Here is a 14,226-nt window from a genome sequence, read left to right as displayed (position 1 = left end):
GAGGGGGCGTCGGGTGCTCGGGCGCGAGCCCGGTCAGGTCTTGCTGCGGGCCATGACGGCGCGCTGGAGGAGGACGAAGACCAGGAGGATGCCTCCGGTGATGATCGTGGTCGCCTCCGGCGGGATGCCGCCGTCGCGAGTGATCAGGACGTTCATCAGGCCGAGCACCAGGGCGCCGACCACCGAGCCGAGGACGAAGCCGACGCCGCCCGTGAGCAGCGTGCCGCCGATGACGGTCGCCGCGATGGCGTCGAGCTCCCAGCCGGTGCCGGTGATGTTCTGCGCGCTGCCGAGGCGGGCCGTGTAGACCACGCCGGCGAGACCGGCGAGGGTGCCGCTGATGATGTAGATGAACAGCTTGGTCCGCACGACCGGGAGGCCCATCAGGGCCGCCGACTGCTCGGAGCCGCCCATCGCGTACACCGTGCGGCCCAGGCGGGTGCGGTGCAGCACGAAGAACGCGCCGGCCACGACGAGGATCGCGATGATCACGCCGGGGCTGATGACGAAGTCGTTCACCTTCGGGCCGTCGATCAGCTTGATCGGGGTGGCCAGGCTCAGCACGGCCGAGTCCTCGGGGAGGCGCTCCGGGACGGTGCTCAGCATCGAGGCCAGACCGCGGGCCAGGAACATCATCGCGAGCGTCGCGATGAACGGCTGCACGTTGAAGTACTGGATCAGGACGCCGGAGATCACGCCGAACAGGGCGCCGATGACGACCATGAGGACCATCACGAGCCAGGGGTTCCAGCCGGCGTTGATCAGGAGCACGCCGCTCACGCTGCTGAACGCGATCACCGCGCCGACCGAGAGGTCGATGCCGCCGGTGAGGATCACGAAGGTGAGGCCCACGGCGAGGATGATCAGGTGCGCGTTGTTGACCAGCAGGTTCGAGATCGTGCTCGCCTGCAGGATGCGGCCGTAGGCGGCCTCGCCGTAGACGATCATCCCGAAGAAGATGATCAGCGCGGCCAGGGTGGGCAGCTTGTCCAGGTGCTGGCTCAGCCAGCCGCGCGCCCCGGAGGTGCGCTTGGTGCTCGCCGGAGGGGCGGAGCGGGTCATCACGGCACTCATGCGGGGATCGCCTCTTTCTGCGGGACGCTGCGGCGCGCCTCGCGACGGGACTTGAAGGCGGAGCGGACGCGCTCGGACTGCAGGAGGCAGAGCGCGACGATGACGATCGCCTTGAAGGCGGGCGTCGCGGAGGACGAGACTCCGAGGAACACGACGGTCTTGTCGAGGGTGGCGATCAGGATCGCGCCCACGGCGGCACCGGTGATGTTGAACTTGCCGCCGGCGAGCGAGGTGCCGCCGATGACGACCGCGAGGATCGCGTCGAGCTCGAGCTGGTAGCCGGTGCGCGAGACGTCGACCGTCATCACGCTCGCCGTGGCGAACACGCCCGCGACTCCGGCGAGGATGCCGCTGCCGATGTAGGCGGTCATCAGCAGGCCCCGGCGGTTGATGCCCGCGAGGCGGGCCGCCTTCGGGTCCATGCCGATGGCCTCGATCATCAGGCCGAGGGCGCTGCGGCGCACCAGGACTCCGACGACCACGACGATGGCGATGGCGAGGAGGAACACGACCGGGAGCCCGAAGACGTACCCGTTCGCGAGCCAGCGGAAGGGCTCGTTGGTGGCGGCGGTGTTCTGGCCGCCGGTGATGACCTTCGCCAGGCCGCGGCCCGCGAGCATCACGACCAGCGTGCTGATGAAGGGCTGGAGGCCCACCACCGAGACCAGGACGCCGTTCACGGCTCCGAGCACGGCGGCCACCAGGAGGGCGAGTGCGAAGGCTCCCGCTGCGGCGCCGAGCGAGTCGGGCGCTCCCGCGGAGTTGAGGAACTCCATCGAGACGGCGCCGGCGACGACCATGATCGAGCCGACCGAGAGGTCGATGCCCCCGGTCGCGACGACCAGGCACATGCCGACGGCGATCATCAGGATCGGAGCGGCGGCGCGGGCGATGTCGATGACGTTGCCGACGAGGTAGCCGGTGGTCGGGCTGACCGAGACGGCCAGGTAGCCCGGGTCCTTGACGACGTTGACGAGGAGGAGCAGGGCGATCGCCACGACTCCCCAGAAGTACTGGCGGCGGATGATCCCGCCGAGGACGGATCCCCGGGCGGGTCGGGTGTCGCTGCTCATGATGCGGCCTCCTGCGTGGCGCTCTCGAGGACGACGACGTCCTCGTCGACGACTCCCTCTGCGGCGATGGTAGTGACGATCGACTCCGCAGTGACAGCGGGACCGTTGAGGATCTCCGCGATCACGCGGTGGTCCTTCAGGACGATGATGCGGTCGCTGAGGCGGACGACCTCGTCGAGCTCGGACGAGATGAAGACCACGGCGACGCCCTCGCCGGCGAGGGCGACGACCTTCTCCTGGATCTCGGCCTTCGCTCCGACGTCGATGCCGCGGGTCGGCTCGTCGAGGATGAGGATCTCGGGGGCGGTGGCGAGCCAGCGGCCGAGGAGGACCTTCTGCTGGTTGCCGCCGGAGAGCTTGCTGATCGGGCGGTCGGGGTCGGCCGGGCGCACGTTGAGCTCGACGAGGTACTTGCCGACGATCTCGTCCTTCTCCTTCTTGGAGAGGGGGCGGGCCCAGCCGCGCTTGGCCTGCACGCCGAGGATGAGGTTCTCGCGGACCGAGAGGTCGCGGATGATGCCCTCGTCGCGGCGGTTCTCGCTCGAGAACGCGATCTTGTGGGCGAGACCGGCGGTCGGCGTCGGGACGTCGATCTTCTTGCCGTGCATCGTGATCTCGCCGGTGTCGGGCTTGTCGACGCCGTAGATCAGGCGCGCGAGCTCGGTGCGGCCGGAGCCGAGGAGCCCGGCGAAGCCGACGACCTCGCCGCGGTGCAGCGTCAGGTCGGTGCTCTCGATGGAGCCCTTCTTGCCGATGCCCTTCGCGGTGTAGAGCGGGGCGTCGCGGTAGAGGTGGTCCTGGCTCTCGCGCTCGGAGTCGAGGGAGCGCAGCGCCGCGATGTCCTTGCCGATCATCTTCGAGATCAGCGAGGTGCGGTCGAGCTCGTGGGTCAGGTACTCGCCGACGAAGGTGCCGTTGCGCAGCACCGTCAGGCGGTCGCTGATCGCGTAGACCTGGTCGAGGAAGTGCGAGACGAAGAGGATCGCGACGCCCTCCGCACGGAGGCGGCGGATGACGACGAAGAGGTTCTCGACCTCGTTCGCGTCCAGGCTCGAGGTCGGCTCGTCGAGGATGAGCACCTTGGAGTCGCTCACCGTCGAGCGGCTGATCGCGACCAGCTGCTGCATCGCGATCGAGAGCGAGGCGAGCGACTGGCGCGTGTTGAGGTGGCCGAGGCCGAGCTTCTCGAGCGCGACCTTCGCGGCCTGGTGGGTGGCCTTCCAGTTGATGCCGAAGGGTCCGCGGACCTCGTAGCCGAGCATCACGTTCTCTCCGATGGAGAGGTTCGTGACCAGGTTGACCTCCTGGTACACGGTGGAGATGCCCGCGGCCTGCGAGTCGGCGGTGCCGGTCAGGCGACGGGTCTCCCCGTCGATCACGATGTCGCCGCTGTCGATGCGGTAGACGCCGGTGAGGGCCTTGATGAGCGTGGACTTGCCGGCGCCGTTCTCACCCATGAGGGTGTGGACCTCGCCCGGGAACAGGCGGAAGTCGACGCCGTCGAGGGCTTTCACGCCGGGGAAGCTGATCGAGATGTTCTTCATCTCGACGATCGGAGGCGAACCTGTCATGTCGCGTCGTTCCGTTCTCGAGCGGGGCGCAGCCGAACAGGTGCGCCGAAGGGTCGGAGCGACCGGGACCGGCGGGAGGGCCGGCCCCGGTCGCTCCGGGGGAGTGGTGCCGCGTCGAGGACGACGCCGGGCGACCGGTGGTGCTGAGCGACTAGAACTTGCGGTCGGGCAGCGCGGTGGCGGCGGCCTCGGGCGAGTCGAAGGTCTCGCTCGGGACGACGATCGAGGACTCGACCGTCTCGCCGGCCAGGGTCTTCTCGACCGCGTCGAGGGCGGTCTCGCCGAACAGCGGGTTGTACTCGGCGACGAAGCTCAGCTCGCCGTCGGCCAGCGCCTGCAGGGCGTTCTTGGTGCCGTCGATCGTGGCGATCTTGACGTCGGTGCCGGGGGTGAGGCCGGCCTCCTGGACGGCCTGGACGGCGCCGAGGCCCATCTCGTCGTTCTGGGCGAAGACCAGCTGGACGTCGTTGTTGTTCGACTTCAGGACGGTCTCGAAGACGCTCTTGGCCTCCTCGGTGGACCAGTTCGCGGTCTGCGCGCCGATCTTGGTGAACTTCGAGTCGGCGCCGATGACCTCGTCCCAGCCCTCGTTGCGCTCGTTGACGACCGAGACGCCCGCGGGGCCCTCGAGCGTGAAGTACTTCGCGCCGCTCGGGAAGGTGGTCTTGGCCCAGTCGGCGACCGAGGTGCTGACCGCGATGTTGTCGGGCGCGATGCGGGTCACGTAGAGGTCGGTGTTGTCCGGCTCGATGCCGCGGTCGATCAGGATGACCGGGATCTCGGCCTCCTGGGCGCGCTCGAGCGAGTCCTCCCAGCCGGAGCCCTCCGTGGCGGAGAGCAGGATGATGTCGACGCCCTCGTCCACGAAGGAGGTGAAGGAGTCGATCTGCGACTTCTGGTCTCCGTTGGTGGCGGGTGCGTACTTCAGGTCGAAGCCGGCGTCCTTGGTGAACGTGTCCTCGATGTTGGTCTCGTTCGCCTGGCGCCACGCGCCCTCGGGGCCGACGGCCACGAAGCCGACGGTGGTGAGGTCACCGCTCGAGCCGGAGCCCGAATCGGAGCCGGAACCGCCCGAGCAGCCCGCGAGCCCGAACGCGAGTGCGCCGACTGCTGCGAAACCCAGGAACTGGCCGATACGCCTCGTCTTGGACATAGATCTCCTCCTTGAGATCGCGGGCACGAAGAGCGCGCCCGAGATGGTGGACCCCGAAGGGCCTCGAATGCGGGCCTAGCGGCCCGAGGTGCGGTGAGTGCAGGATGTGCAGTGGGCGCCGGCCGAAGCAGCGCCGCGTCGAAATGTTACCGTGAACAATTCTTGTCACGCAACAGCGCGGCACGGTGCTTCGGTAACGATCCGGTCGCGGGGCTCTCAGGGGGCGTCGGATCGGACGCGGATCTCGTCGCCCTCGAGGGTGAAGCGCAGCGACGTGCCGACCGCGAAGCGCTCCCGCAGGGCCTCCGGCGCCGTCGAGGTGACGGTGAACTGCGCGACGGCGGGGAACACGCCGGCCGTGCACCCCTGGAAGAACAGGCCGTCCTGCGGCTCGGCGGTGCGGACGATGTACAGGCACGAGCCGTCGCTCGCGGATCGGCGCTGGCGGACGACGGTGAGCCCCGTGTCGGCGGGTCTGCTCTGCCTCACGACGGTGAGCCCGCCGAAGTCCTCGGTGGTCACCGAGCCGTCGAATTCCAGTCCCTCCCAGCCGGGGAGGTCGGTGCCGTTCGACAGCGGCAGCACGGCGACCTCGCGGCCGGGCTGTCCGTCCTCGGCGGTGGCGAGGAGGGTGGCCCCCGCGGCGACGGCGGCCGTCGCGGCCAGCGCGGCGAGGAGGAGGAGGCCGCGCCGACGGGAGCGGCAGGGCGGGACGTGGTCGAGGGGGTCGGACGCATCATCGGCGGGGGCGTCCGCGGGAAGTGCGGTCTCCTCGGGAGCCGCCTCGTCCGGTTGCACGGCGTCCGGGGCGGAATCCGCGCGGGCCTCGAGCGCGGCGAGCCTGGCGAGCGCGCCGGGGTCCCGCTCGATGTCGGAGCCGCGGCCGTACGCGCGCCGCTGCAGCTCCGCGAGCTCGTCCGGTCGCTGATCGTCCACCCCCGGATCCTCGCAGGCCCGGCGCCCGAGCGGGACCCGCTCGATCCGCGGGGGAGGTCAGTCCTCGTCGTCGTCGAGGTCGTCGTCGCGGTCGGCGGCGATCATCTCGACGATGGTGTCGACGGTGAGCCAGGGGCCGTTGCTGACCTCGCCGATCTTCTCGCGGTCCTTGAAGACGACGATGCGGTCGCTGAGGCGCACCACCTCCTCCAGCTCGGACGAGATGTAGACGACGGTCACCCCCTCCTTCGCGAGCTGCGCGATGTGCGCCTGGATCTCGACCTTCGACGCCACGTCGATCCCGCGCGCCGGCTCGTCGAGCACGAGCAGCCGCGGACGGGTCGCGAGCCACCGCGCGAGCACCACCTTCTGCTGGTTGCCCCCGGAGAGGTACTTCACCGGGATGTCCGGGTCGGCCGGCGAGATGTTCAGCGCCTCGACGTAGGTGCGCACCAGCGTGTCCGTCTCGGCGGCCGAGAGCGGGTGCGCCCAGCCGCGCAGCGCCTGCAGGCCGAGCACGAGGTTCTCGCGGAGGGAGAGGTCGCCGATGATCCCGTCCTCGCGCCGGTTCTCGCTCGAGTGCGCGATGCGGTGGCGCAGGCCCGACACCGGATCGGAGATGTGGGCGGGCTCGCCGTCGATCAGCACCTCACCGGTGTCCGGCTTCTCCACTCCGCTCACCAGGGACGCCAGCTCGGTGCGCCCCGAGCCGCGCAGGCCCGCGAAGCCCACGATCTCGCCGCGGTGCAGCTCCAGATCCGTCGGGCCCACGGCGCCGCGGCGGCCGATGCCGTGCGCGCGGTAGATCGCCGGGCCGACGGGCTGGCGGCGGTGCTCGCGGCGGTCGGAGCCGATCTGCCTCAGCGCGTCGATGTCCTTCCCGATCATCTTCGCGATCAGCTCGGCGCGGTCCATGGTGTGGGCCGGGTACTCGCCCACGGTGCCGCCGTCGCGCAGAACGGTCAGCCGGTCGCTGAGGGTGAGGACCTGCTCGAGGAAGTGCGAGACGAACAGGATCGCCACACCCTGGTCGCGGAGCCTCCGCAGCACGGTGAAGAGGCGGGCCACGTCGCTGAGGTCGAGGCTCGAGGTGGGCTCGTCGAGCACCAGCACGCGCGGCCGGTCCACCATCGCCCGGCTGATCGCGACCAGCTGGCGGATCGCCGGCGAGAGCGAGCGCAGCGGCAGGTGGGAGTCGAGGTCCTCCAGGCCCAGCTCGGCGAGCATCTCGGCCGCGCGGTGGTGGGTGCGCGACCAGGAGATGCCGAAGCGGCCGCGGACCTCGTGGCCGAGCATCACGTTCTCGCCGATGCTGAGGTTGTCGGTGAGGCGCTCGTCCTGGAACACGGCCGTGATGCCCGCTGCCTTCGCCTCCGCCGGGCCGCTGAAGCGCCGGGCGACGCCGTCGACGAGGATCTCGCCCGCGTCGGGCTGGTGGATGCCGGTGAGCGTCTTGATCAGCGTGGACTTGCCCGCGCCGTTCTCGCCCATCAGCCCGTGGATCTCGCCCGGCACCAGCCGCAGGTTCCCGTCCTTCAGAGCGGGTCCGGAGGCGAAGGAGACGCGGATGCCGGTCATCTCGACGACGGGTGCCGCGGAACTCCGGGTCGTCCTCGATGAGATCGCCACGTGCCGTCCTCGGTTCGTGTGCGGCGCGCCGTCAGGGTCCGGCGTGCCAGGGGCTGCCGCCGATGATACGCGAGCGCGTGCGGCGGGACGGGAACAGGAGGGTCACGATCGGGGAGCGGCCGTGGAGGAGCGGATCACCAGCTCCGTGGGGATCCGGGTGCGCTGCGGGATCTCCTGGCCGCGGATCCGCGCGTGGATCACCTCGGCGACCGTGGTCCCGAGCTTGTCGAAGTCCTGGCGGACCGTCGTCAGCGGCGGGAGGAAGTGGCGCGCGGTGGGCAGGTCGTCGAAGCCGACGATGCTCACGTCCTCGGGCACGCGGATCCCCCGCTCGACGAGGCCGTGGATCACTCCGAGCGCCATCTCGTCGTTCGCGACGACCATCGCGGTGAAGTCGGGGACCGACTGCAGGCTCGCGGCGAAGTCGTACCCGGAATCCGGGGTCCAGTCGCCGATGACGATCGGGCGCTCGTGCATCCCCCACGACTTCGCGCGGCTGTGGAAGGCGCGCTCGCGGGCCCGTGCGTCGAGCCAGTCGAGGGGGCCGGAGAGGTGCAGCACGTCGCGGTGGCCGAGGTTGCCCAGGTGGTCGACGGCCTGGAACATGCCGGCCTGCTGGTCGACCGAGACGGTGAGGAAGCTCGGGTCCTTGTCGCTCTTCACCACGAGCGTCGGCACGCCGATCTCGACGGTGCGGAGGGTCGCCACCGAGGAGGAGCGCGGCGCGATCACGCAGAGCGCGTCGATCCCGAGGCCCATCAGGTGGTCGATCGCGTCGGTGGGGGTCATCTCGAGGTCCGGCCGCAGCGCGACGGAGGTGATCGAGTACCCCTTCTCGCGGGCGGCGCGCTCGATCGCGCGGAGGGTGCTCGACGGCCCGTACTCGGCGCCGCTCTCGATCATCACGCCGATGCGGTCGGTGCGCTGCGTGACGAGGGAGCGGGCGGCGATGTTCGGCCGGTAGTTGAGCTCGTCGACCGCCTCGAGGACCTTCTGGCGGGTCGACTCCTTGATGTTGGGGTGCCCGCTGAGCACACGCGACACGGTCATGTGCGAGACGCCCGCGACCGCCGCGACATGGCGGAGGTTCGGCCGATCGGCCATGAGAGGACCTCCTCCGCTCCCCGGGCGGGTGAGCCGCGCCACCCCGGCGCGGACGAGGCTCAGAGGGCTCGGCTGCCGGGGGTGGCACCAGCATAGTCAGGCGGGGCCGACCTCCCGGTGGGCGCCTCCTGAGCGGGCGGGCATCGTCCGTTCCGCTGCGGGATCCGCCGTGGCGCGGGGCGGGCGGGACCGTCCCGGTCGCGTCGCTCTCACTGCGGTCCTCGATGATCGAGGGGGCTCCGGAGCGTCGTGAGCCCTCGCCAGAACACGTCGTGCAGGGAATGCTCGGCGACGAGCTCCGGAAGGATCGGGGCCGCGTCCGCTCCTCGTAGGAGGATGTCGTCCAACGAAGCGATGACGTCCACGACCGAGCGCGGAGTGAACTGCCCGGCGAGACGTTTCGCCTTCGCGCGGACGTTGTTGGGCGTGGGGCCCGCATCGATCACGGAGTGGTTCCAGAGCCGGCTGTGGTGAGCGCACCGGTCGCGCAGGTAGACGAGTGCGCGGACCCGGTAGGCGAAACCGGCTCGGGCGCCTCCCAGACCGGACGCGACGTCCCCCGCAAGCGATCCTCGTGCCCCTCGCTCGATGCATCTCGACAGAGTTCCGAAGGACCAGGCCTCGACGGCCGACCACACCGGTAGCTCGCCGAAGGCGGCCGCGCCCCTGCCGCCGGGGAGCTCCGTGAAGCGAAGGACATGCCGTTCCCTGCTGCGCTCGATGTCGCGGAGGCACGAATCGACTGTCGACTCCGCGTTCGGAGACTCGGAGTAGAAGCTCTTCTCGAGATAGCACTCGTACGGGCCGTGCTCACGAGCGATGACATGAGCCGTACGGCTGCGGAGAAGGATCTCGGCACGGGCCAGTCGAGCACGCAGGCTCTGCCGCAGCGCTTCATCTGCGTCGCAGACCGCTCGGACGTCCTCGAACGAGACTCCGTCCGCGAACGAGTCGTCCCCGTCGTGCGGAGCCCGCTGGAAGTAGCGGGCGTACCCGGAGAAGCGGTAGTAGTTCTGCGCGGCCAGGTAGCTCGTGCAGGCCTCCCCGTCGGCGATGCCGAGCCCGCGGTCACGGAGGAGCTGGACCTGCTGCTTCCACGACAGGCTCGGTTTCCGTGCCATCGCAGTACCTCGGTGCCGAAGAAAAAGGCCCCTCCCATGTGAGCATCGCGGAGAGGCTTGGGAGGGGGTCGATCGGATCGAATTTACCAGGCGTCCCTCAGCCGTGGTCCCTGCGGCGCCACTCGACCAGCAGGTGGCACGAGTGCTGATCGGACCATCGCCGCAGGACGGAGAGGGCCGACCGCCGCGGCGCCGAACGCTGCGGGTCTTCGAAGGCGCGGGGCGGGCGAGTACTCTCGGGAGCCTCATGGCACGCGACAACGAACCGACCGTCACCCTCACCGATCCGCTCGAGGAGCGCCTGCGCGCGCAGGTCGCCCGGGAGGGGGAGCGCAACGTCGCTCTGCGATCCGCGGCCCTGCTCACCGGCGGGTACGAGGGCGAGTCCTTCCTCCTCACCGTGGGCGGCGAGCACGCCGACGGGATCCTCAAGGGAGCGCCCTCCCTCTACTGGCCCGAGCTCTGGGGCGCCCGCGCGCTCCTCTACGTCTGGGACGACGCCGCCGCCGACGCGGTGACCGCCGGACTCGCGAACCCCTCCTGGCGCGTCCGCGAGATGTGCGCCCGCGTCTGCGCCGAGCGCGTGCTGGGCGGGCAGAAGAAGCTGTCCCGCCTGACCACCGACGAGCACCCCCGGGTCCGCGCGGCCGGAGCGCGCGCTCTCGTGGCGGCCGCTCTGGCGGGGATCTCCTCCGGTCGCGACGCGAAGGGCGAGTTCGCGGCGAGCGTCGAGGCCGTCCTGACGGGCATGCTCCGCAACCCGGACCGCGACGTCCGCCGCGCCGCGCAGCAGTCGGCCGACGCGCTGCGGGACGCCCGCTCGGCCTGAGCGGACCGCCCGCCGGCGGTCGAGGCGTCGCGAAGGGCCGCCTCCCGGCTCCGATGACGACCGTTCGTGACGCCTCGGAGCCCCGGGGGCTCAGCCGACCAGGTGCGTCGCGCGCTCGAAGGCGCGCTTCAGCTCGTCGCGCTTGCGAGGCTGGCTCATCGCCCGCTGGCCGGGGCTCCAGGAGTCGATGACCGTCGGGCCGTCGACCAGGTACGGCTCGATGTTCTTCTTCCAGCCGCTGGTCGGCGCGGTCCCGGCGTTGACGACGACCCGCAGGTCGGGGAGCAGCGGCAGGAGCCGGCGCAGCTCCATCGCGCCCTGCCGCACCTCGTCCGCGTCGGGGGCGCCGTCGAGCTGCCACGGCACGATGTTCCAGATCAGGGTGCGGGCGTGCAGTCCGACCTCGTCGCGGAGGGTCCAGGTCGAAGCGGCCGTCGCGTCGTCGTTGTCGACCGAGACGAAGCCGGAGCCGTCGGGGCCGGTCGACATCGGTCCCGGGGCCTCCAGCACGATGAGCGCACGCGCCTCGACGCCGGCCTCGGCCGGGTCGAAGTCGGGCACCACGGCACCCGGATGCCTGCGGGTGCGCCGGGCGAGGAGCTCCTCGCGGAACGCCCGGAGGGGCTGCACCGAGGGCTCGTCCTCGAGCAGGGCCCGGCGCTCGTCGAGGGCGGAGCGGTCGCGGAAGCCGTACGGCTCGGTCAGGAACACCCTCCGAGGCTAGTCGCGATCCGCCCAGCCGCGGCGGGCGGGCCTGCGCCCGCCCTCCTGGGTGACCCCGGCAGGGCCTGGCTCGCGCCGCCCCCGGCTCCTACGGTCTGACTGCAGTCGAGAATCCGGACCGGAGGGGGTCACCGTGTCGGACGAGCCGTCAGTGAGCATCGGGGTTCCGTACGTCGAAGGGGGGTCGTCGCCACAGGTGCTGGACGTGTACAGCAGGTCGGTGTCCCCGGCCGAGAACGCTGCTCGGCCGGCCGTCGTGCTGATCCACGGCGGCGGGTGGTTCCGGGGGGACAAGAGCAAGGAGCGGGCGCTCGCGACGATGCTGGTCGACGCCGGCTACCTCGTGTTCGCGGCGGACTACCGCGAGGCTCCGGACTCGGTCTTCCCGGCCAGCAGGGACGACGTGCTCGCCGCGGAGCGGTGGGCGGTCGCGTCCGAGTGGGCGTTCGACCGGAGCAGGCTGGCGTTCTTCGGCGGATCGGCGGGCGGGAACCTGGTCGTGGAGGCCGCGATCGCCACCGGTCGGCCCGCCGTCAGCTGGTCGGGGATGTTCGACCTCCTCGGCATCGTCGAGGCGACCGACGACCTCCCGGCCACGCCGACGACGCAGGACCTCGACGCCATGAAGAGCGCCGACATCAACCAGACCGGCCGGAACGACGCCTTCCTGCGCTGGACGATCCTCAACGAGGTCGGGGGCGACCGCGGGCTGCTCACCGCCGCCTCCACGACGCGCCACGCCTCCCCGGACGGCGGGCCGGTGTTCCTGGCCAACTCGCTCGGCGAGTTCGTCCCCGTGAGCGACGCGCAGGCCATGCAGGCGGCGCTCTCCGCGGTCGGAGTCGCCAGCACGCTGCAGCTGATCCCGGGCACCCGTCACGCCGAGGGGTACACGGAGGCGGCCATCGGCCCCTCGCTCGCCTTCCTCCGCGACGCCCTCCCGCCGGCCCGAGCATGACGACGACGGAGTTCGCCGGAGTCGGAAACGTCTTCTACTTCGTCGACGACCTCGACGCCGCGATCGCCTGGTACTCGGCGCGGCTCGGGCGCGAGCCCGTCGTCCGCGGCGGGGCGCTCGTGGCCTACGACCTGGACGGCACCCGCCTGACGCTGCACGAGCGGGACGAGCTGAACCGGCCCGGACCCGACGGCACGAGCCCGTACTGGACGGTCCCCGACGTCGACGCCGTCGTCGCCGACTGGACGGCGAACGGCGCCGTCGCCCACCGCGGTCCGAAGACGGTGTTCACGGGGGAGCGGCTGTGCCAGCTGCTGGACCCGTTCGGCAACCTCTTCTCCGTGCGGCAGGCCGTGCCCCGTGACTGAGGACGTCGCTCCGGCTCCCGCTCCCGCCGCCCCGGCGCAGACGTCCGCGCCGGCGCAGCCGTCGGCCTGGGCGCCCATGGCGATCACCGCCTTCCGCGTGCTGTGGTTCGCCCAGCTGGGCAGCAACATCGGCACCTGGATGCAGACCGTCGGAGCCCAGTGGTACCTGGTCGAGGCGGCCGCGGGCGCGGCGGTCGTCGCGCTCGTGCAGACGGCGAGCCTGGCGCCCTCGATCCTCGTCGCCCTCCCCGCGGGCGTGCTGGCCGACTCGCTCGACCGGCGGCGGCTGCTCATCTGGGGGTCGTCGGCCAGCGCCCTGCTGGCGGCCGCTCTGACGGTCGTGGCGGCGGTCGGCGCGCTGACGCCGTGGACGATCCTGGCCTTCACCTTCCTCCTCGGCATCACCTCCACCCTGACCTCGCCCGCCTGGCAGGCGATCCAGCCGGAGCTCGTGCCCCGGAACCTGATCGCGGCGTCGTCGGCCCTCGGAGGGGTGACGGTGAACGGCGCCCGCGCGGTCGGCCCGGCCCTGGCGGGAGTCGTCCTCTCGGCGTTCGGCGCTCCGGTGGTCTTCGGCATCAACGCCCTGAGCTTCATCGGCGCCGTGCTCGCCCTGCTCTGGTGGAAGCGGCCGGCGCAGACCGGCCTCGACGACCGCGAGCAGTTCGGCGCCGCGCTGAAGGGAGGGATCCGGTACGTCGCCTCCGCGCACCTCGTCCGCCGGATCCTCCTCCGCTCCGCGCTCTTCGCCCTGCCCGCCAGTGCGCTCTGGGCGCTGCTGCCGCTCACCGCGAAGCGCCTCCAGCTCGACTCCAGCGGCTACGGCTTCCTCCTCGGGGCCCTCGGGGCCGGTGCCGTGCTCGGCGTGTTCGCCCTGCCGCTCGCCCGCCGGAAGCTCTCGGACGACGTCGTCATCGGGGCGAGCGCCGTGCTGTTCGCGGCGGGGACGCTCGCGGCGGCCTTCCTGCCCCTCGTCCCGGCGCTGCTGCTGCTGGTCCTCGCGGGGCTGGCCTGGATCGGCACCCTCACCGTGCTGAACGCGGCGCTGCAGCTCACACTGCCGCAGTGGGTGCGGTCCCGCGGAGCCTCGATCTACATCCTGGTCTTCATGGGGACCATGGCGGTCGGCTCGATCGGCTGGGGCCTGGCCGCGCAGGTGCTCGGCACCGCGCCCGCGTACGCCGCGGCGGCCGCTCTGCTCCTCCTCGTGGCGGCCAGCGTGCGGGTGCTGCCCCTGCTGCCGGGGACGGGCACCGTCGACCGCAGCATCTCGATGTCGTGGCCCACGCCCACGCTGGTGTTCGAGCCGGAGCCGACGGACGGGCCGGTGATGGTGCAGATCTCGTGGACGGTCCGCCCCGACTCCCTCGCGGACTTCCGATCGGCCATGCGGCTGCTGGAGAGCTCCCGCCGCCGGACCGGCGCCTCGCGGTGGGCGCTCTACCGGAGCGGGGAGGAGGCCGACGTGCAGCTGGAGACGTTCATGGTGCCCTCGTGGGGCGAGTTCCGGCGGCAGGAGACCCAGCGGCTGACCGGCCGCGACCGCGAGATCCGCGCGGCGGCGCTGACCCACGCCGACGGCGATCCCGTCGAGCGGCACTTCTTCCCGAGCGCGACGCCCTCCTCCTGAGAGCGGGAGCGGCGGCGAGCCGTCCCGGTGATCGTCGAGACGCCGGCTTGCGAGCGG

13 protein-coding genes are annotated in these 14,226 nt (G+C 71.4%); 4 read left to right on the top strand and 9 right to left on the bottom strand.

Annotation, left to right across the window (positions count from 1 at the left end; all coding sequences use genetic code 11):
* Positions 1-33: 33 nt before the first annotated feature.
* The 8 genes from GSU40_RS15020 to GSU40_RS14985 all read right to left on the bottom strand — a co-directional run bounded on the left by GSU40_RS15020 (position 34) and on the right by GSU40_RS14985 (position 9,661).
* The gene (locus GSU40_RS15020) at positions 34-1,074 is read right to left on the bottom strand and encodes a sugar ABC transporter permease (RefSeq protein ID WP_104222391.1); all 1,041 of its coding nucleotides are present in this window, start codon (positions 1,072-1,074) and stop codon (positions 34-36) included.
* Positions 1,071-2,147 (bottom strand): ABC transporter permease, encoded by a 1,077-nt coding sequence (locus tag GSU40_RS15015; RefSeq protein ID WP_104273673.1) that lies wholly within the window; start codon positions 2,145-2,147, stop codon positions 1,071-1,073. Before GSU40_RS15015 ends, GSU40_RS15020 begins: the two co-directional genes overlap by 4 nt.
* Positions 2,144-3,718 carry a sugar ABC transporter ATP-binding protein gene (locus tag GSU40_RS15010; protein WP_104222393.1) on the bottom strand — a complete coding sequence of 525 codons (1,575 nt, stop codon included), beginning with the start codon at positions 3,716-3,718 and terminating at the stop codon, positions 2,144-2,146. The genes GSU40_RS15015 and GSU40_RS15010 overlap by 4 nt, the downstream gene beginning before the upstream one ends.
* A 151-nt stretch (positions 3,719-3,869) precedes the next feature.
* The gene (locus tag GSU40_RS15005) at positions 3,870-4,871 is read right to left on the bottom strand and encodes an ABC transporter substrate-binding protein (protein ID WP_104238659.1); all 1,002 of its coding nucleotides are present in this window, start codon (positions 4,869-4,871) and stop codon (positions 3,870-3,872) included.
* Positions 4,872-5,087: 216 nt separating this feature from the next.
* A complete protein-coding gene (locus GSU40_RS15000; RefSeq protein WP_160035600.1) occupies positions 5,088-5,807 on the bottom strand; it encodes a hypothetical protein in 720 nt (239 codons plus the stop codon).
* Between the two features lie 57 nt (positions 5,808-5,864).
* Positions 5,865-7,436 carry a sugar ABC transporter ATP-binding protein gene (locus GSU40_RS14995; RefSeq protein ID WP_348271953.1) on the bottom strand — a complete coding sequence of 524 codons (1,572 nt, stop codon included), beginning with the start codon at positions 7,434-7,436 and terminating at the stop codon, positions 5,865-5,867.
* A gap of 102 nt (positions 7,437-7,538) precedes the next feature.
* Positions 7,539-8,540 (bottom strand): LacI family DNA-binding transcriptional regulator, encoded by a 1,002-nt coding sequence (locus GSU40_RS14990; RefSeq protein ID WP_104238662.1) that lies wholly within the window; start codon positions 8,538-8,540, stop codon positions 7,539-7,541.
* A 209-nt stretch (positions 8,541-8,749) separates the two neighbouring features.
* Complete coding sequence (locus GSU40_RS14985; RefSeq protein ID WP_160035598.1) at positions 8,750-9,661, bottom strand: Abi family protein; 912 nt, start codon at positions 9,659-9,661, stop codon at positions 8,750-8,752.
* 247 nt (positions 9,662-9,908) lie between these two features.
* On the opposite strand from GSU40_RS14985, the gene GSU40_RS14980 reads away from it, so the two are divergent.
* Entirely contained in the window at positions 9,909-10,490 is a 582-nt protein-coding gene (locus GSU40_RS14980) for a HEAT repeat domain-containing protein (protein WP_244229507.1), read from the top strand.
* A 90-nt stretch (positions 10,491-10,580) separates the two neighbouring features.
* Here the strand turns inward: GSU40_RS14980 and GSU40_RS14975 are convergent, their stop codons facing one another.
* Positions 10,581-11,201, bottom strand: a complete 621-nt coding sequence (locus GSU40_RS14975; RefSeq protein WP_104250025.1) for a hypothetical protein — start codon at positions 11,199-11,201, stop codon at positions 10,581-10,583.
* Between the two features lie 232 nt (positions 11,202-11,433).
* Between GSU40_RS14975 and GSU40_RS14970 the strand changes: the two genes are divergently transcribed.
* From GSU40_RS14970 to GSU40_RS14960, 3 genes are read left to right on the top strand one after another with little or no spacing between them, the layout of a single operon-like run.
* Positions 11,434-12,171, top strand: coding sequence for an alpha/beta hydrolase (locus tag GSU40_RS14970; RefSeq protein ID WP_208543331.1), 738 nt, complete (start codon positions 11,434-11,436; stop codon positions 12,169-12,171).
* Positions 12,168-12,539, top strand: coding sequence for a VOC family protein (locus GSU40_RS14965; protein ID WP_104250023.1), 372 nt, complete (start codon positions 12,168-12,170; stop codon positions 12,537-12,539). Before GSU40_RS14970 ends, GSU40_RS14965 begins: the two co-directional genes overlap by 4 nt.
* Complete coding sequence (locus tag GSU40_RS14960; protein ID WP_244229506.1) at positions 12,532-14,169, top strand: MFS transporter; 1,638 nt, start codon at positions 12,532-12,534, stop codon at positions 14,167-14,169. The genes GSU40_RS14965 and GSU40_RS14960 overlap by 8 nt, the downstream gene beginning before the upstream one ends.
* Positions 14,170-14,226 lie beyond the last annotated feature (57 nt).

This window comes from Rathayibacter sp. VKM Ac-2805, assembly GCF_009834265.1.
In the GTDB taxonomy this organism is placed as follows: domain Bacteria; phylum Actinomycetota; class Actinomycetes; order Actinomycetales; family Microbacteriaceae; genus Rathayibacter.
The sequence above is the reverse complement of the archived record's forward strand: the minus strand, read 5'-3'. Positions and strand labels throughout refer to the sequence as shown.